At 74.3% G+C, this 16,220-nt stretch carries 8 protein-coding genes; 2 read left to right on the top strand and 6 right to left on the bottom strand.

From position 1 onward, the window contains the following. Positions 1-16: 16 nt before the first annotated feature. The 3 genes from ACIQAK_RS10520 to ACIQAK_RS10510 all read right to left on the bottom strand — a co-directional run bounded on the left by ACIQAK_RS10520 (position 17) and on the right by ACIQAK_RS10510 (position 3,542). A complete protein-coding gene (locus ACIQAK_RS10520; protein ID WP_366388795.1) occupies positions 17-1,243 on the bottom strand; it encodes a transposase in 1,227 nt (408 codons plus the stop codon). Positions 1,244-1,519: 276 nt separating this feature from the next. Then, positions 1,520-2,779 (bottom strand): MFS transporter, encoded by a 1,260-nt coding sequence (locus ACIQAK_RS10515; protein WP_366388796.1) that lies wholly within the window; start codon positions 2,777-2,779, stop codon positions 1,520-1,522. A 124-nt stretch (positions 2,780-2,903) separates the two neighbouring features. Next, a complete protein-coding gene (locus tag ACIQAK_RS10510; RefSeq protein ID WP_366388797.1) occupies positions 2,904-3,542 on the bottom strand; it encodes an SDR family oxidoreductase in 639 nt (212 codons plus the stop codon). Positions 3,543-3,726: 184 nt separating this feature from the next. Here ACIQAK_RS10510 and ACIQAK_RS10505 point away from each other — a divergent pair, with 184 nt between their 5' ends. Further along, positions 3,727-7,278: a BTAD domain-containing putative transcriptional regulator gene (locus ACIQAK_RS10505; protein ID WP_366388798.1), complete on the top strand. Its 3,552-nt coding sequence runs from the start codon at positions 3,727-3,729 to the stop codon at positions 7,276-7,278. A gap of 6 nt (positions 7,279-7,284) precedes the next feature. Here the strand turns inward: ACIQAK_RS10505 and ACIQAK_RS10500 are convergent, their stop codons facing one another. Together ACIQAK_RS10500 and ACIQAK_RS10495 are read right to left on the bottom strand one after the other, a co-directional pair. Beyond that, a complete protein-coding gene (locus ACIQAK_RS10500; RefSeq protein WP_366388799.1) occupies positions 7,285-11,676 on the bottom strand; it encodes a serine protease in 4,392 nt (1,463 codons plus the stop codon). Positions 11,677-11,692: 16 nt separating this feature from the next. Continuing rightward, positions 11,693-12,073, bottom strand: coding sequence for a CU044_2847 family protein (locus ACIQAK_RS10495; RefSeq protein ID WP_366388800.1), 381 nt, complete (start codon positions 12,071-12,073; stop codon positions 11,693-11,695). A 530-nt stretch (positions 12,074-12,603) separates the two neighbouring features. Between ACIQAK_RS10495 and ACIQAK_RS10490 the strand changes: the two genes are divergently transcribed. Next, positions 12,604-13,830 carry a transposase gene (locus ACIQAK_RS10490; RefSeq protein WP_366388801.1) on the top strand — a complete coding sequence of 409 codons (1,227 nt, stop codon included), beginning with the start codon at positions 12,604-12,606 and terminating at the stop codon, positions 13,828-13,830. A gap of 38 nt (positions 13,831-13,868) precedes the next feature. Here ACIQAK_RS10490 and ACIQAK_RS10485 read toward each other — a convergent pair whose 3' ends face one another. Continuing rightward, the gene (locus tag ACIQAK_RS10485) at positions 13,869-15,689 is read right to left on the bottom strand and encodes a helix-turn-helix domain-containing protein (protein ID WP_366388802.1); all 1,821 of its coding nucleotides are present in this window, start codon (positions 15,687-15,689) and stop codon (positions 13,869-13,871) included. Positions 15,690-16,220: the final 531 nt, after the last annotated feature.

Here is a 16,220-nt window from a genome sequence, read left to right as displayed (position 1 = left end):
TCTCCTCGGCCTCACGTCAGTCGGGGGTGGCGGCCAGCGCGACGGCCGGGGCGCGGGGCGGCGCGCCCGGCGGAGCGGCGGTGGTCCCGCCGGACGTGCCGGACAGGCGCTGGTAGACGTAGGCGGCCGAGGCCATGGTCATGTGGTGGTGCCAGCCGGGGAAGGAGCGGCCCTCGAAGTCGAGGACCCCGTACCGCCGGCCGAGCGTGGTCACCGCCGAGAGGCCGGCGGTGTGGCTGCGCGCCAGCCGGAGGACCTCGTCCACCCGCAGGTCGGTGAGCGTGGTGAGCCAGTACCGGGGCGGCTGCCGGCCGTCCGGGTCGGGCCGCTCCAGGATGCGGTACGGGCGTGCGCCCGCGTCGTCGCCGGGGCCGGGGCGCGGGGACGTCACCGTGCCCGCGTAGGTATGGACCGGTACGGCCCGGACCCGGCCGTCGGGGGTCTGCCGGAGCAGGACGTGGGTCTGGCGGGCGTGCCGCACCTCCATGAGCGCGCTCACCGTGGCCACGACGGGCGTGTGCTGCCCGGTGAGGAGCACCGGGTGGTCCGGCGGAACCTCGCACACCACGTCGGCCCGCAGCCGGGCGAGCCCCGCGAGGACCCCCGCGGCGGCGTCGCACCGGGTCAGGTCCAGCACCCAGGGCAGCCGGGGGAGGTGGGGCTGCGCGGCGGCCTCGGCGGCGTACCCGATGACATGGTCGGCGGGGGTGCGCCCGGCCTCGTACCCGGGGATGCGCGCACGGCGCCTGCGCTCCCGGTCGGAGTCCCACGTCCCGCCGAGCACGAGGCTCCAGTCCACGGGGAAGCACTGGGTGCCCGAGGCGAGGAAGAGGACCAGCGCGCGCTGGCAGTTGACGGCGCGTCCGGTGGCGGTGTCGACGCGCCGGTGCACGCCCACCGAGTGCTCGCCGCGCTTGGGGATGATGAGTTCGGCGACGGTCCAGGCGTGCGGTGTCGTCCGCGCGGCGACCCGCCGGGCGAGCCGGTGGCGTACCGGGGTCCAGTCCCACGGGCTGGCGTTGATGAACTGGTGGAGACCGTGTGCCGCGGCCGGAGGTAAGGGCTTCGCCAGCGCCATGCGGCGGGGTGTCTTCTTGCCGGACACATGGATCAGGGCCCACAGATACGCCTGCGCCCAACGACGCTGCTCCGGCCGCTGGAACGCCCGGAAGACCTCGTCCATGAACGTCTGCATGCCCGTGCCGTCGCCCGGCACCGCCGCCCGTACCTCACTTGACGACATGTAACGCTACGCCCCCTCGATACCCGCCATCGCTCGCACCCGAGTGGAAACATGGCACATCAGTACGAGGTGAAAGTACCGTCCGGGGCGGAGTTTGCCCGGGTCGGCCGCCTATTTTGCAAGTTCGCGGCCTGACCTGCGCAAACGCCTCTCGGCGAAGGGCGTGCGGGGGGCGTGCGGGCCGGGAGGACCCGGCTCCACCAGTGGTGGAGCCGGGTCCCGGAGCCGCTCGGTGAAGTGTCAACAAATCATGAACATGACCCGGGAGCGGTGCTGTCAGGCCGCCGCGACCGGGGCCTCCCCGGCCTCGGCCACCGGCCGGTAGGCAGGGAAGCCGGCCCGGCGGGCGTAGAGCACGACCGCGATCACCGGCAGCAGGAGCAGCAGCACCGTCCAGGGGAAGGACTCGCTGCCGAGCGTGTCGAGCAGGATGCCGCCGACGATGCCGCCGCCCGCCATGGCGACGTTCCAGAGCGTGACGAGCATCGCCTGCGCCGCGTCGGCCGACTCGCCGCCCGCGTCACCCACCGCGGTCTGCAGCAGGGTCGGCACACCGCCCCAGCCCAGCCCCCACAGCACCGCGGCGGCATGGACGAGGGCGGTGGAGTCGGACAGGACCGCCAGGATCAGGGCGGCGACGGCGACCAGCAGGGCACCGCCCACGGTGAGGCCGCGCAGCCGGCGGTTGATCTGCGCCCCGACGATCCAGATGCTCGCCAGCGAGGCGGCGCCGAAGACCAGCAGGATCAGACCGGTGGAGCCGCCGAGGCCCAGGTCTTCGAGGTACGTGGCGATGTACGCGTACAGGATGGTGTGCGCCAGCACGAAGACCAGCGTCACGAACAGCACCGGGGAGACCCCCGGGATGGTCAGCGTCCGCAGCAGCTTCGGCCGCTCGCCCCGCTGCTGGCCGGGGAAGTCCGGCACGCCCACGGCGATCCACACCAGGAGCACCACCGTGAGCACGGTCATCGACAGGAATGCCACGCGCCAGCCGAGCCAGTCGCCGAGGAAGGTGCCGGCGGGCACGCCGAGGGAGAGCGCGACGGGGATACCGGCCATGGCGACGGCCATCGCCTTGCCCTGGAGGTGTACGGGGGCCAGGCGGCGGGCGTACCCGGCGAGCAGCGCCCAGGCGACACCGGCCGCGACACCGGCGACGAACCGGGCCACCATCGTCAGCTCGTAGACGGATGACACGGCTGTCACGGTGTTGGCGAGGGCGAACCCGCCCATGGCCGTGAGCAGCAGCTTCCTGCGGCGCCACCCGGCGGTGGCCGCGGTGAGCGGGATCGCGGTCAGGGCGGTGCCGATCGCGTAGACCGTCACCGTCTGGCCGGTCGCGGACTCGCTCACCCGCAGGTCCTGGCTCATCGCGGGCAGCAGGCCGGCGGGCAGGGTCTCGGTGAGGCTGGTGATGAAGACGGCGGTGGCGAGGGCCAGCAGCGCGAAGAGCGGAAGCTTCCGCTGATCCTCGCCCCCGCCCTTCGAATTCGGCGCCGCGGCGGCGGGCGCCGTGTCGGGTGTGGTGCTCATGGGGTGTGCTCCAGGTTTCCGGAAGGGAGGTTCGGGGTGCGGGGACGGAGAGGGGACGGCGGTGGGCGGGCGGCGGTGGCGCGGGCGGCGGTGGGCCGGTGCGGCCGGTTCACGGGCGGCCGGTTCACGGGCGGCCGAGGCCGCCGTCGACGGGGAGCCGGGCCCCCGTGGTGAACGTCGCCTCCGTGGCCAGGAAGAGCGCGGCGCGGGCCACCTCCTCGGCGGCGCCGAGGCGCCCCAGTGGGGGCAGGGGTACGGCGCCGGAGTCCGGCGCCTCGATACAGCCCGGCGCCACCGCGTTGACGCGGATGCCCCGGGAGGCGAGTTCGGCGGCGAGGGCCCGCACGGCGTCGGGGCACGGGGTGGGGGCGGTCAGCACGACCGCGCCGCCGTCCGTGAGGTGCGGCAGCAGGGGGCGAGCGGTGGGGATGGCGTCGGCGAAGAGGAGATCGACGCCCCCGAAGACGGGGGGACCGTCTCCGGTGAGGGCGGCCTTCACGTCGTCTCCGGGGAGGGCGGCCTCCGCGTCGTCTCCGGGGAGGGCGGCCTCCGCGTCGTCTCCGGCGAGGGCGGCCTCCACGGCGGACGGCGTGACGACGCGGGCGGCGGAGCCGAGTTCGGCGACCGCGTGCGCGCGCTCGTCGTCGGTGCGGGCGGTCAGCACGACCGACGCCCCGCCCTCCACCAGACGCTTGGCGATGGCCAGGCCGATACCGGTGGCCTCACCGACGACCACGGCCTTCCTGCGCGCGTACTTGGTCATGGTTGCCGCTCCCTCCAGGGATGCTTGTCTCGCCGGTGCCGCGGTGCCGCGGTGCCACCCGCGGGTCGACTCTGCGGCCGGGCACTTCGGGGAACCTTCGGAAAACCTTCGGGGCGGCTGACGGCCGGACCGGTGGTGTCCGGAGCCCCGGGGGCCGGTGCCCCGGGCCTGTACGGTGGCGCCTATGCGGTTTGGGGTGCTCGGGCCACTGGCGGTGTGGGACGGCGAGGGGCGGGAAGTCAGGGTCCCCGAGGCCAAGGTCCGGGCACTGCTGGCGGACCTGCTGGCGAACGACGGGGGGCCGGTCTCCGCCGACCGCCTCATCGACGACCTGTGGGGCGACGCGCCGCCGGGCAGGCCTGCGGGCGCCCTCCAGGCCAAGGTCTCCCAGCTGCGCCGGGCCATCGGCCGCGACCGCGTGGTGCGCCGGCCCCCCGGTTACCTGCTGCGGCTCGACCCCGCCGACGACGAGGTGGACGCCGTACGGTTCCGCGCCCTGGTGACCGGAGCCCGCCCCGTGCGGGACCCGCGCGCCCGGGCCGCGCTGCTCACCGAGGCCCTGGGGCTGTGGCGCGGACCGGCGTACGCGGACTTCGCGGACGCCCTCTTCGTACGGGGGGCGGCCCAGCGCCTCGCGGAGCAGCGGCTCTCCGTGCTGGAGGAGCAGGCGGAGGCGCGCCTGGAGGCGGGTGACCACGCGCTCCTCACGGGGGAGCTCGCCGACCTCGTGGCGCTCCACCCGCTGCGGGAGCGCCTGCGCGCCGTCCAGATGAGGGCCCTGTACGCGGCGGGGCTCCAGAGCGAGGCGCTCATGTCGTACGAGGACCTGCGCGCCCGGCTGGCGGGGGAGCTGGGGGTCGACCCGGGCCCCGAACTCGCGGCGCTGCACGGGGCGGTGCTGCGGCAGGAGCCGGGGCTGAGTGCGGGAGCGTACGCGTACGGGGCTGCGGAACACGACCCGGCGGGGTCAGCGGCCCCCGCGCCCGCGCGGGCCGTGCCGCCGGCCCCCGCCCCCGTGCCGCGAAACCCCGCACCCGTGCCGCCGGACCTCGCACCCGTACGGGCCACGGCACCCGCCGCATCCGTACCGGCCACGGCACCCGCCGCATCCGTACCGGCCACGGCACCCGCCGCATCCGTACCGGCCACGGCACCCGCCGCACCCGTACCGGCCACGGCACCCGCCGCGGCTGCGGCCGACGCGCACGCGGCAGGCGTTCCGACCGCCGCCACCGCCACCGCCGCCTCCCCCGCCCCTCCCGCCGTCCACTCCAACCTGCCCGCCCCCCTCACCCCCCTCGTCGGCCGCCGGCAGGCCCTCGCGGACCTCTCCCAGCTCCTCGCGGAGACACGGCTGGTGACCCTGACCGGTCCCGGCGGCGTCGGCAAGACCCGGCTGGCCGTGGCGGCGGCCACCGCCGAGCGGGACGGCGCTCGGGCCGGTGAACTGGCCGACGGCATATGGCTCGTGGAGTTCTCCGGCATCCGGGCCGGTACCCCCGCCGACCTGGCCCAGGTCGTCGCCGCCACCCTCGGCATCCGGGACGACGCCCCCCGCTCACTGCCGGGCACCGGCACCGGAACGCCCTCCCTGCCGCACCGTCTCGCCGCCGCCCTGCGTGACCGCCGCACCCTGCTCGTGCTGGACAACTGCGAGCACGTCGTCGACGCCGCCGCCGAACTCACCGGCCTCCTCCTGCGCACCGCCCCCGGCCTGCGGGTCCTCGCCACCGGGCAGGAGCCGCTCGGCCTGGCGGGCGAGGCGATGTTCCTGGTCGAGCCGCTGGAGCCCGCCGACGCGGTCCGGATGTTCATGGAGCGCGCCGCCGCCGCGACCCCCGGCTTCCCGCGCGACCCGGAAGCGCCGGAGGAGCCCGAACGCCGGGCCGTCGCCGAGATCTGCCGCCGCCTCGACGGCATCCCGCTCGCCTTGGAGCTCGCCGCCACTCGCGTACGGGCCCTGGGCGTTAGGGAGTTGGCGGCGCGGCTCAACGACCGCTTCCGGGTGCTGACCTTCGGGCAGCGCGGCGCCCCGGCCCGCCAGCAGACGCTGCGGGCGGTGATCGACTGGAGCTGGGAACTGCTCAGCGCACCCGAACGCATCGTCCTGCGCCGCCTCGCCGCCCACAGCGACGGCTGCGACCTGGCCGCCGCCGAGGCGGTCTGCGCGGGGGACGGCGTCACCGGGGACGAGGTGCTCGACCTGGTCACCCGGCTGGTCGACCGGTCCCTGGTGGTCGTGATGGCCGGGCCGACCGGCCCCCGCTACCGGCTGCTGGAGTCCGTCGCCGCGTACGCGACCGAGCGGCTCCACGAGATGGAGGACCTCACCGCCGTACGGGACCGCCATCTGCGCCACTACCGGGCCCTGGCCGAACACGCCGAGCCCCAGCTGCGCGGCGCCGGGCAGCGGCCCTGGCTGGCCCGGCTGGACGCGGAGGCCGGCAACCTGCGCGCGGCGCTCGACGAGGCGGTGCGCCGGGCGGGGGCGACGGAGCCGGAGGAAGCGGTCCGGCTGGCCACCGCGCTGGCCTGGTGGTGGCTGCTGCGCGGCCGTCTCACCGAGGCCCGTCGCAGCCTGGGCGCGGTACTGGACGTGACGGACGGCCCGCCTGAACTCGTGCTGCTGCACGCCGCGTTCGCGCGCCTCACCGGAGATGCCGGAGCAGCGGCCGACCCGGCGGACGGCCGTGGGCCCGCCTCCACCGCCGACGCCGTCCCCGACCCCGTACGCCGGGCCCGTGCGCTCTGGCTCTGCGCGTACGGCCTGTTCAGCGCGGGCGACACGGCCGGGAGCGGCGAGCTGAACGCGCGCGCCCTCGCCCTGTTCACCACCGCGGCGGACCGGTGGGGCATCGCCGCCGCACTCGGCCTGCGCGCGACGCTCGCACTGGTCCGCGGCGACCTCAGCGGGCTCGGCCGCGACGGAACGCGCAGCGCCCTGACCTTCCGCGAACTGGGAGACCGGTGGGGCGAGTTGCAGACGGTCTCCGCGCTGGCCGCGCTCGCCGAGATCAAGGGCGCGTACGAGGACGCGGAGTACCGTCAGCACGAAGGGCTGAAGATGGCCCGCGAGTTGGGGCTCAAGGCCGAGGTGTCCGCGCGGCTCTCCGGGCTCGGCCGGCTCGCGCTGCTCGCCCGCGACTTCGGCCGCGCCCGCGACCTGCACGAACAGGCGCGCCGGATCGCCGCCGAACAGGGCTACAAGTACGGCGAGATCCACTCCGAGATGGGGATCGCCCTCGGCGCCCGCCGCTCGGGCGACCTCGACGCGGCCGAGGCGCATCTGCACCACATCCGCGACGGCTACGCCGACGTCTCCTCGCAGGCGGGCGACCACCTGCTCCTGGCCGAGCTGGGCTTCGTCGCCGAGCTGCGGGGCGACGCGCACGGGGCGGCGGCCCACCACCTTCAGGGCCTGGAGATCGCCCGCGCCCTCGCCGAGCCCCGCGCCCTGGCCCTCTCCCTGGAGGGTCTCGCCGGTGCTGCCGCCCTCCTCGGCCCGGGGCCCGCCACCACCCGTGCGGCCGCCCTGCTGGGCGCGGCGGCGGCCGCCCGCCGCCGGGCCGGGGCCCCGCTGCCGCCCGCCGAACGCGCCGACGTCGACCGGGTCACCGCGGCGGCGCGGGGCGCGCTGGGGGCGGAGGCGTTCTCGGAGGCGTACGAGAGGGGGGCCCGACTGGCCCCGGAGGAGGCGGCCGACCTGGCTCGTACCGCATGCTTCCCGGAGCGCTGACAGGCCCTAGCGACCGTCGGGCGGGCAGATCCGGTCCGGCAGCCAGACGGGGAAGCCCCGGCGTTCGTCCTCGGACAGGTCGCGGCCGAGGGTGTCGCACAGTTCCCTCTTCCAGAGCTTCGGGTCGAGTTGGAGGATGTTCAGCACGTCTCCCTCGATGCGCCGGAGCAGCGTCCTGCCGTCGTGGGACGCCCCCAGGAACTCCTGTTCCTCCGCGAACACGTAGGAGTCGCCGCGGTCCTCGGGGTTCGCCACGTCCTGGAACCGGATGGAGTTCCCGTTGGCCAGGAAGTACTCCGAGCTGTCCGCCCGGAAGCCGTGCTGGAAGCCGCCGAACCGGTCCAGCGGCCCGACCGGACCGAGCACCCTGCGCGGGGACTGCCCCTCCCGCCGCACCGACCACACCTCCAGCATGAACCCCTTGGTCTGCACGACGGCGAAATCACCGCTCCGGTCGAGCACGGCGGTGCTGACGCCGGGTCCCAGCCTGACCTGGAGCGTCCTGTTCTCCCTGCCCGTGCGCAGCGAGACGGCACGGACGACCGGATCACCGGCGATCAGGAGCTGTACGTGTCCCGGCTCGGGGTGGAAGGAGGCGGTGAACGGACCGCGGCCCTTCCCGGCGAACCCCAGGTCGCGGACGTCGAGCGGCTTCGACAGTCGTCGGCCGTCCCGGGCGTTCCAGTGCTCGATGACGCTGCCGGAGACGGTCAGCAGCTCCTCGCCCGGGCCGAAGAAGACCCGCACCATCGTGTCCTTGGGAGGCGGCTCGGTCACGATGTCGGTGGCCGTCCGCAGGGAGGGAAGCTCCCAGACCCGGACCTTGTCCGTTCCGACGAGGTCGGCGGTCAGCGTCGCGTTCCGGCCGGTCCTCACCGCCGGCGGACCCTGTCCGAACTCCGACCATGCCTTCCTCGATGGCCGTTTCACCTCCTTGACGACGGTCGGCCCCTCCGCGTCCATGCGCACGATGCCCAGGCTGTCGCCGTCCTCCCCGAGCCGGACCACCGTCTCACCCCCCTGGCCCCAGGCCGCACCGCTGATCAGCGCCGGCGGGCTGTCGGCCTCGACGGTCCTCCAGCCCAGGGGGCGACCGGTCACCGAGGTCTCGTCCCGGACGATCAGCACGGGCTCCTCCGGATCGCCCACGAGGGACAGGTCCTCGTCCTGGCGTTCGGGCAGGTTCGTGGGCCCCAGGGCCTCCCGGACCTTGCTCCCCGGCCGCGTCCTGACGACATGCCAGGTGGCCCCCACCGTGCGGACCGCGAAGTGGTCCCCCGTACCGTCGGCCGCGATGCTCTTGCACGAGCTGGAGAGCTCTCCGGTCGGGTGCCGGGTGAGCACCCGCCCGTCCGCCACGCGGACGGCCTCGTACCCGACGCCGGCCCCCGAACGCCCCTCCCGGCAGACGGTCAGCACCGCGCCGTTGCCCGACAGGGCGAAAGCGGGGACCGTCGACGCACGGACGCCCGCCGCCAGCTCCCGCGTCTCTCCCGTGCCGGTGTCCACCGCCACCAGTGAGGCGGTCCCGGCCTTCTCCTGCGCGGCGTCGGGGCGCACGTGAGCCACGAGCGTGTCGCTGTCCGGCCCGAACCACACGCGGTCGATCGCGGGCAGCCGCCCGGGCGGCTCCCGCGTCCGCCGGGTCGTCAGTTCCCGGATCCGTACCTTCCCGTCGGTCGCGGTGACCACCTCGCGGGCGTCCGGGGAGAAGTCCGCCAGACCGAGGCGTTGGTCGAAGGACGTCCCCGGCTCCCCGAACTCCTCACCGCGGATATCCTGCTCCCTGCCCAGCACCGCTGCGTCGTCGGCCCCCGCCGGGTCCACGTCGTGCCAGAACAGAGTGCCGCCGTCCTCGGTGGACAGGTAGGCGATCCTGCGGCCGTCCCTGCTGACCATCGGGAAGAAGACCTGCTCGGCGAGGGGGAGCCGGGCCCGTACGACCCGCTCGCCGGCGCCCCGGACGAAGAGCACGGCGCCCCCCTTCGAGCTCGTCGACCCTCCGGCCTTGGTCGTCACGAGGACCACGCGGCCGTCCGAGCTCGTCGCCACCTGGTCGATCAGGGCTTCGGTCCCGGACAGGGCCCACCTGTCCGCCATGAAGTGGTCGTAGCGGCGCAGCAGCGCGTTGCGGGCCTCCTGGGTGGGGGAGAGGTCGTGGGCCGCCATGGCGACCAGGGCGGCGCCCCCCGGGTCCCGCCGCGCCAGGTCGTCCGAGAGGGTCGCCAGCGAACGCGACCGCCCCTCCGCCTCCCGTTGCGCGCTGTCCCGCGACTCCTGGACCAGGAAGGTACCGAGCCCCACGACGAGCGCGAGGACGAGTGCGGCGGCGCCCCAGGCGACCCGCGTCCGGGTCCGGCGCAGACGTCGGCGCCGTCCGGCGAGGTCGATGAACGCACGTTCCCGCGAGGAGAGTTCGGCCTCGCGGGCCCGTAGCCGCCGGGTCAGGGAACCCAGCTGGACCGGACCGGGCAGCAGGTCCGGGGAGCGCCCCGCCTTCTCCCACCGGTCGAGGTCGTGGCGCAGCTCCGCCCGGGCCGCCAGCAGGTCGGCGTCGGTGCGTACCTGCTCGGCGAGCGTCGGCCAGGCGCTGATGAGGGCTTCGTGAGCGAGCTCGGCCGTCTGCGGTTCGCCCTGCTCGCCGCGCAGCACCAGCAGCCGCCGCTCGGCCAGGGACCGGGCGATCCGCCACCGCGCCCCGCCCGCCTCCTCGCGGGTGATCATCCGGCGTAGCGGGGCCTCGCTGCCGGGCAGCACCCGGACGAGCCCGGTGAGCAGCCGCAGCGCGTCGGCCTCGTCCGCCGGGCGTACGCACTCCCGCCACGCCTGTTCCGCGTGGCGCGCCAAGGCGCCGTGGACCCCGCCGATCTCGTCGTACGTCGTCCGGCGCAACCGGCCTCCGGACTGCCGGTCCCACAGCTGGGTGAGGACGAAGCCGAGCAGGGGCAGGATGCCGGGCGCGCCCCCGGCGTCGTCCAGGATGCGCTGCTCCAGCCCGGGTTCGTACGCCACGGCCGGCAGATGCCTGACCGGCTCGCCGATCACGTCCGCGAGCTGGTCCCCGGACATCGGGGTGAGCGGGACGGTGGTCCCGTCCTTCAGCGCCGGCCCCATGACGGGGTGGCTGAGCGCCGCGTCAACGAAGTCCGCGCGCAGGGTGAGCAGGACGCGCACGTTGCTGGGCTCCGCCTTCGGGAAGAGCAGCCGGACGGCCTCCGCCACCTCGTCCTCGGTGCGGTCCAGGAGGGCCTCGGCCTGGTCGACGACGACGAGCACCCGGGCTGCCGCGGGTCCGAGTGCGCGGTGGAGGGTGTCGGCCAGTCCGTGCTCCGCCAGCTGCGCCTCCACGAGCCCGGCGCTCCGCGCCGCCTCCGGAGCGCGCGCCGGCCGGTACAGCTCGGTGGCGAGCGCGGAGCGCAGGGAGAGGACGTGCCCGGCGTTGACGACCAGGACCGCGTACCCCGCCTCCCGCATCCTCGGTGCCGCCCCGGCCAGCGCCAGCGAGGACTTGCCGCAGCCGGAGGGTCCGTACAGGGTGACGGGCGACCGGTCGCCGTGCAGGGCGTCGACCACCTCCTCGATGTCGGGGCCCCGCCCGAAGAAGACGTCGGCGTCGGCCTCCTGGAAGGTGGCGAGGCCGCGGAAGGGGGTGGGCGGGGTGACGAGGGGCACGAGCTCGGGCAGCGCGTCCAGCAGCGTCCGCGTCCGCAGGGCGAACGCCTGCTGGGCGTCGCGTCCGGGCCCGGCGGCCACCATCAGCCCGACGGCCGCCCCGAGTTCGTCGTCCCAGACGGGGCTGCCGCTGAAGCCCGGCCTGACGTGCACGCCCTCGCCGTCGCCTCGGGAGAGCTGGATCCATCCCTCCCGGGTCGGCCCCCGGAACGTACCGCTGTGCCAGATGCCGCCGGGGTGGTCGTCGGTGAAGCCCACCGCCCGGGCGGCGTGGTGCCACACGCCCTGCGCCGGGTCGACCAGGGGCAGCGGCCGGGCGCCGGGTATCGGTTCCCGCAGCCGCAGGAGAGCCATGTCACCGGTCCGGTCGGACTCGACGGGTATCCAGCGCCGCACCTCGGCCGTGCGGGCGCCGCCGCCGTCCCGGTCGCCGGTGTCCGCGGCGTGCCCGGCCAGCGGCAGGTCGACGACGACTTCGGCCCCGGGCTCCACGGTCGCGTCCCGGGGCTGGTCGAGGGCGTCGGAGACCACATGGGCGCAGGTGAGCACGAGATGGTCGGTGACCAGGAAGCCCGCTCCGGCGATGACCCCGTCCCGGCCCTTGACGCGGACGACGGCGCGGACGAGGGCCGCCTCGGGGCCGTACGCGGGGTCGAAGTGCCCTGCCGCACGCTCACGGGGCGCCCGACGCTCGTCCGCGTCCCTGTCCTGCGGTCCGTGTGTCACTGGGCCCCCACCCGTATCAACTGCCCTGCCCGCCACCAGTATCGGCGCCGCCGGCCGGCTCGTCGCGCCTGTTCCAGGTCAGGGTGACGGCGAAATTGGCCGCCGTCGCGGTGCTGGCGATGACGACGTCCGCCTCGGCGGACAGGGAGACCCCGAACTCCAGGGTGATCTCGTCCGGGGCCTGGGCCATGCCGGAGAAGCGGCCCACGAAGCTCTCCGCCACCGGCCGTACGGTGTCCAGCATCTGCCCGAGCGTCCGCTCGGCGCGGGCCACCGTGCGGCCGCCCCGCCCCACGCGGACGAGCGCCTCGTCCACCTCGCGGATCTGGACCCGGACGGTCTCGTCGCTGCCGTCGCCCAGGGGCACTTCCACCGTGTGGACGGGGCGTTCGCTCATGGCGGTACTCCAATGCTCGGGAGCTGACGAGCGTAGCGACAGCGGCTCGGCGGGCGCCGGGCGCCGGGCGATGTGGTTCATGCACGGCGCGCGACGGCCGTATTGCCGGGCTGGGCCACCTCGGACACCGCCCCCTACACCGGCAACGGCACGTCCTTCGCGGCGCCGCACGGCCCTACGCCGTTCCGGGGAGGATGCACGGAAGGTGAGCGGACGTGGGAGGGGGATCACGCTCCGTGCCAGGGGTCCCGGCACACCCGGCGGGGCATGCCCCCTGTGGTGCGGTGATGCGGCTCACCGCCGACGTACCCATGAGGTATCCGCGGGTTACACAGCGGTTACGTGGTGCCCCGCCACCTTCGGCCACGTGACCCAGGTCGCAGTCGCCCCACCCGATTTATGGCGTCGGTGGACCGGGCACCGCATCGGCGGGCAAGCCGGTGTCCGGAGCACCTAGGCATGCCACCCGCCCGGCCCGCACCGTAGGGAACGAAGGTCCCAGACGCGCAGCCGAGAGGGAAGGTACAGGGATGAGTTCCGCTGCTCTTTACACAGACAACCGTTTGTCGGGCGAGCAGTACCGCCTGCCGCCCGACGCGGCCGGAGTGGAAGACATCGTGCTCGGCGAGCTCGGATCGCGCCTGTTCCTCTCCCTGCCGCGCAGCGACCAGCGCCGGCGCGGGATGCACTACCTGCAGGCGCTGATCGCGGCGGAGGGCCGCAAGTCGATACGGAACATCGCCGCCGTCCTGGGCGGCAGCGCGACGGAGCAGAGCCTGCACCACTTCGTCGCCAGTTCCACCTGGGGCTGGAAACCGGTCCGCCGCGCACTGGCCGAACACGTGGTGCGGGTCGCCCCGCCGCAGGCGTGGGTCGCCCGGTCCATGGTCATCCCGAAGGCCGGGGAGAACTCGGTCGGGGTGGAGCGCCAATTCCTTCCGTATACGGGTCAGGTGCTCAACGCGCAGTACGCCGTGGGGGTGTGGGCCGCGTCCGAGGCCGGCAGCTTCCCCGTCAACTGGCGACTGCACCTCTCCGACGCCTGGCTGGAGGACGGGGCCCGCCGCACCCAGGCGTCCATACCGGACGCCGTGGCATCGGAGTCGCCGGCCGACTGCGCCCACGAGGCCTACCTGGGCATGATGCGGAGCTGGGGTCTGCCGGACTGCCCGGTGGTGCTCGACGGCCACGGCGCCGACGCCGCGGACGCGGCGGCCACCGTGCGGGCGTACCACGCGGCCGGCGTACGGGTGCTGTCCCGGGTGCCGGGCAGCACCCGGCTGCACGCCACCGACCCGCTGCTCCGCGGCCGGGTCGGGGCGTCGACCGCGCACCACATCATGGCGGCCGCCCGGGACCTGCGCCGGCCGGTGGCCTGGCGCGGCCACGGGCCGGGGCGCCCCGCCCACCGGGGTCTGGTCGCCGTGGTCCGGGCGCGCATGCCGAGCACGGTGCGGGAGCCGCGCCGGCCCCGTGGTGAGCTGGTGCTGCTCGGTGTGGGCGAGCAGGGACGGGCCTGGCCCGCCGAACTGTGGCTGACGAACATGACGGACGCCCCGCCGGCCGAACTCCTGCGGCTCACCCGGCTCGTCGACCGGGTGGACCACGACTTCCGGGAGACCGCCGAGCGGGTGGGCATCCGCGACTACACGGGCCGCTCCTTCGCCGGCTGGCACCGCCACGTCACCCTCGCGTCCGCCGCGCACACCGTGGTCGCCCTCAGCCGGGCGGGACAGGGCGTGTCCGGCGGATCGTAGCGAGGGTCACGACGCCCGGCCGGCATCCACCGGGTGGTTCACTCCACGTCCCCGCCGGGGCGGGAACCGTCCGCGTGCAGTTCCCGCCCCATCAGCGCCGTCCTCATCCGCCGCAGCTTCAGGGCGAGTTGAACCTCCAGGGCCCGGTCGGGATGCTGCCAGCCGTCACCCAGCAGTTCACTGACCCGCTCCAGCCGGCGCGCGACGGTGTTGGGGTGCACGTGCAGTTCCTTCGCCGCGTGGGTGGGGGATCCGCAGGCGCTGAAGAAGGCCTCCAGTGTGTCGGTGAGCTGGGTGAGCCGCTGGTGGTCGTAGCGCGCCACCGGGCCGATCACCGAATCGATGAACCCGTCCACGTCGTGGTCGTCGGAGACGAGCAGGCCGAGGAACCCGAGCTCGGACGCGGCGGCCGACCGGCCCGACAGGCCCAGCGCGGCCATCACCTCCAGACAGCGCAGCGCCTCCAGATAGCTCCGGTGGATCGGGGCCGCCCCGGAGACCGGCCCGGCGGCGCTGACCGTCACCAGGTGCCGGAGCAGCGGGGAGAGGTCGTTGTGCACCTCGCGGGCGACTTCGGCCGCGTCGGTGCCGGGCAGCAGGAAGACCACCCGGCCCGACTGCTCCGACTTCAGCCCGTCCTTGCGATGGGCGTAGGAGGAGGCCCAGATCATCGCCTTGCGCCGGGCGTCGCCCACCGGACTGGCGACCACGATGACGTAGGACTCCTCCAGGGCGACGCCCAGCTTCCGGGCCCGCCGGTCCAGCTCCCTCGTGGAGCGGGTGCGGTTGACGAGGTCGTCCAGGAATCCGTCGCGGGCCTGGCTCTCCATGACGATGCCGTGGTTGTTCCGCATGAGCAGCAGGACGGCGGTGGCCTGTGCCACCAGGCCCAGCAGCCGGATGCCGGACTCCCACAGCGGACGTTCGGTGCGCAGCAGCAGCGCGCCCAGGTTCTCGTCGCCCATCAGGACCGGGGCCGCCCACACACCGTTCTTGACCCGGATCGCCTTCCCCGCGGCGTGGGCGTCCATCATCGCCCGGGAGATCATGAGGTGGTCGTCGGGCTGGGCCCCGGCCGTGGTGGCCAGGACCGTGCCGTCGCCCGAGCAGACGGTCAGGGCCCCGCCGAGGCCGTCGGACGCTTCCTCCACCAGGCTCTGCAGATCGCACCCGGAGAGCACCTGGGACATGAGGAACTCGTTGATGTCCCCGACTTCCTGCCACTGCCGGTAGCCGGCCTCCGCCTCGTCGGTGCGCCGCTGGAGCATCTCCATCTCCGCGGCGGTCCGGTCCATCAGCCACGCCTTCTCGATGACGGCACCGGCGAGATCGCCCAGCGAGCTCATCAGGGACACCTCGTCCGCGGAGAAGTGGCGGGGTTCGCGGTCGGCGACGTGCAGCACACCGAAGGGACCGCTGCCGTGGCTCAGCGGGACCGCCATGATGCCGCGCAGCTCCTCGGCCCGCACCATCTCGTCCAGCCGCTCGTGGTGGGGGAAGCGCGCGTCGCTGAGATAGTCCGCGCTCCAGAAGGGGGCCGAGGTGGTGAGGACGTCACTGCTCCCGGCGCCGTGCGGGATCTGCATCCCCACGTGGAACGACGACACGTGCCCGTCACTGGCCTCGACCCGGGCCGTGCCCTTCTCCGAGGTGAGCAGGGTGATGTAGGAGATGTCCGCGCCGAGCAGCATCCGGGCCCGGCGGGTGGTCACCTTGAGCAGCGTCTTCAGGTCATAGGGCGCGGACAGCTCGCGGGCGATGTCCACGAGTGCCGACAGGCTGGCTTCGCGCTGCTGCCGCCGGTCGAGCTGGGAATAGATGTGCAGGCCAAGTTTCCGCGCGTTTTCCAATCGGTCCAATTGCGGTCCCGGCATTCCCGCGGAACGGGCCATCGTGAGGAGCGATTCGAATCGGTCGGGCGGCGCGTCGGAGGCCAATAGTTCCAGTATGGCGACAGCGTCGATGTTCGCCTCGGCTTCGTGTCTTAACACGTGATCCCCCGTTGTGCGGCCCGGCAGCGTCTCTGGTCAGCGGCCTCGGCGCGGCCCGTGCGGTCGCGTCACCACTGGAGCCCCTGCACCGGTCAGAAGAGTAATATGCCCTGATCTTCAGGGGGAGGTGGTCCGGGCACCGTAGAACGGCGCGAAGAGGTAGGCAGCGCACTTTCCGCCTAATTGCCGACCGGGTCAGGGGGTGGCCGGGCACCCGGTTGAAAGGTGAATCAAGAGGGCGGGACAGCCGTCCGCGGCGGCGGTGAACCGGACGGTGAACAACTCCCGGCGCATACGCCACAGGCGTATGGCGTTTCCGGTGGTGCGACCGGATCAGGTCAGGTCGAGCGTTTCCGGGGCGCGACCGGATCAGGTCAGGTCGAGTGTTCCCGGGGTGCG

Origin of the sequence: Streptomyces sp. NPDC088706, from assembly GCF_044752765.1 — a bacterium.
Lineage (GTDB): Bacteria > Actinomycetota > Actinomycetes > Streptomycetales > Streptomycetaceae > Streptomyces.
The sequence above is the reverse complement of the archived record's forward strand: the minus strand, read 5'-3'. Positions and strand labels throughout refer to the sequence as shown.

What these genes read in the sequence shown, in the direction of transcription:
- ACIQAK_RS10520 (WP_366388795.1), bottom strand. Translation starts at nt 1,243, where the DNA reads ATGTCGTCAAGTGAGGTACGGGCGGCGGTGCCGGGCGACGGCACGGGC.
- ACIQAK_RS10515 (WP_366388796.1), bottom strand. Translation starts at nt 2,779, where the DNA reads ATGAGCACCACACCCGACACGGCGCCCGCCGCCGCGGCGCCGAATTCG.
- ACIQAK_RS10510 (WP_366388797.1), bottom strand. Translation starts at nt 3,542, where the DNA reads ATGACCAAGTACGCGCGCAGGAAGGCCGTGGTCGTCGGTGAGGCCACC.
- ACIQAK_RS10505 (WP_366388798.1), top strand. Translation starts at nt 3,727, where the DNA reads ATGCGGTTTGGGGTGCTCGGGCCACTGGCGGTGTGGGACGGCGAGGGG.
- ACIQAK_RS10495 (WP_366388800.1), bottom strand. Translation starts at nt 12,073, where the DNA reads ATGAGCGAACGCCCCGTCCACACGGTGGAAGTGCCCCTGGGCGACGGC.
- ACIQAK_RS10490 (WP_366388801.1), top strand. Translation starts at nt 12,604, where the DNA reads ATGAGTTCCGCTGCTCTTTACACAGACAACCGTTTGTCGGGCGAGCAG.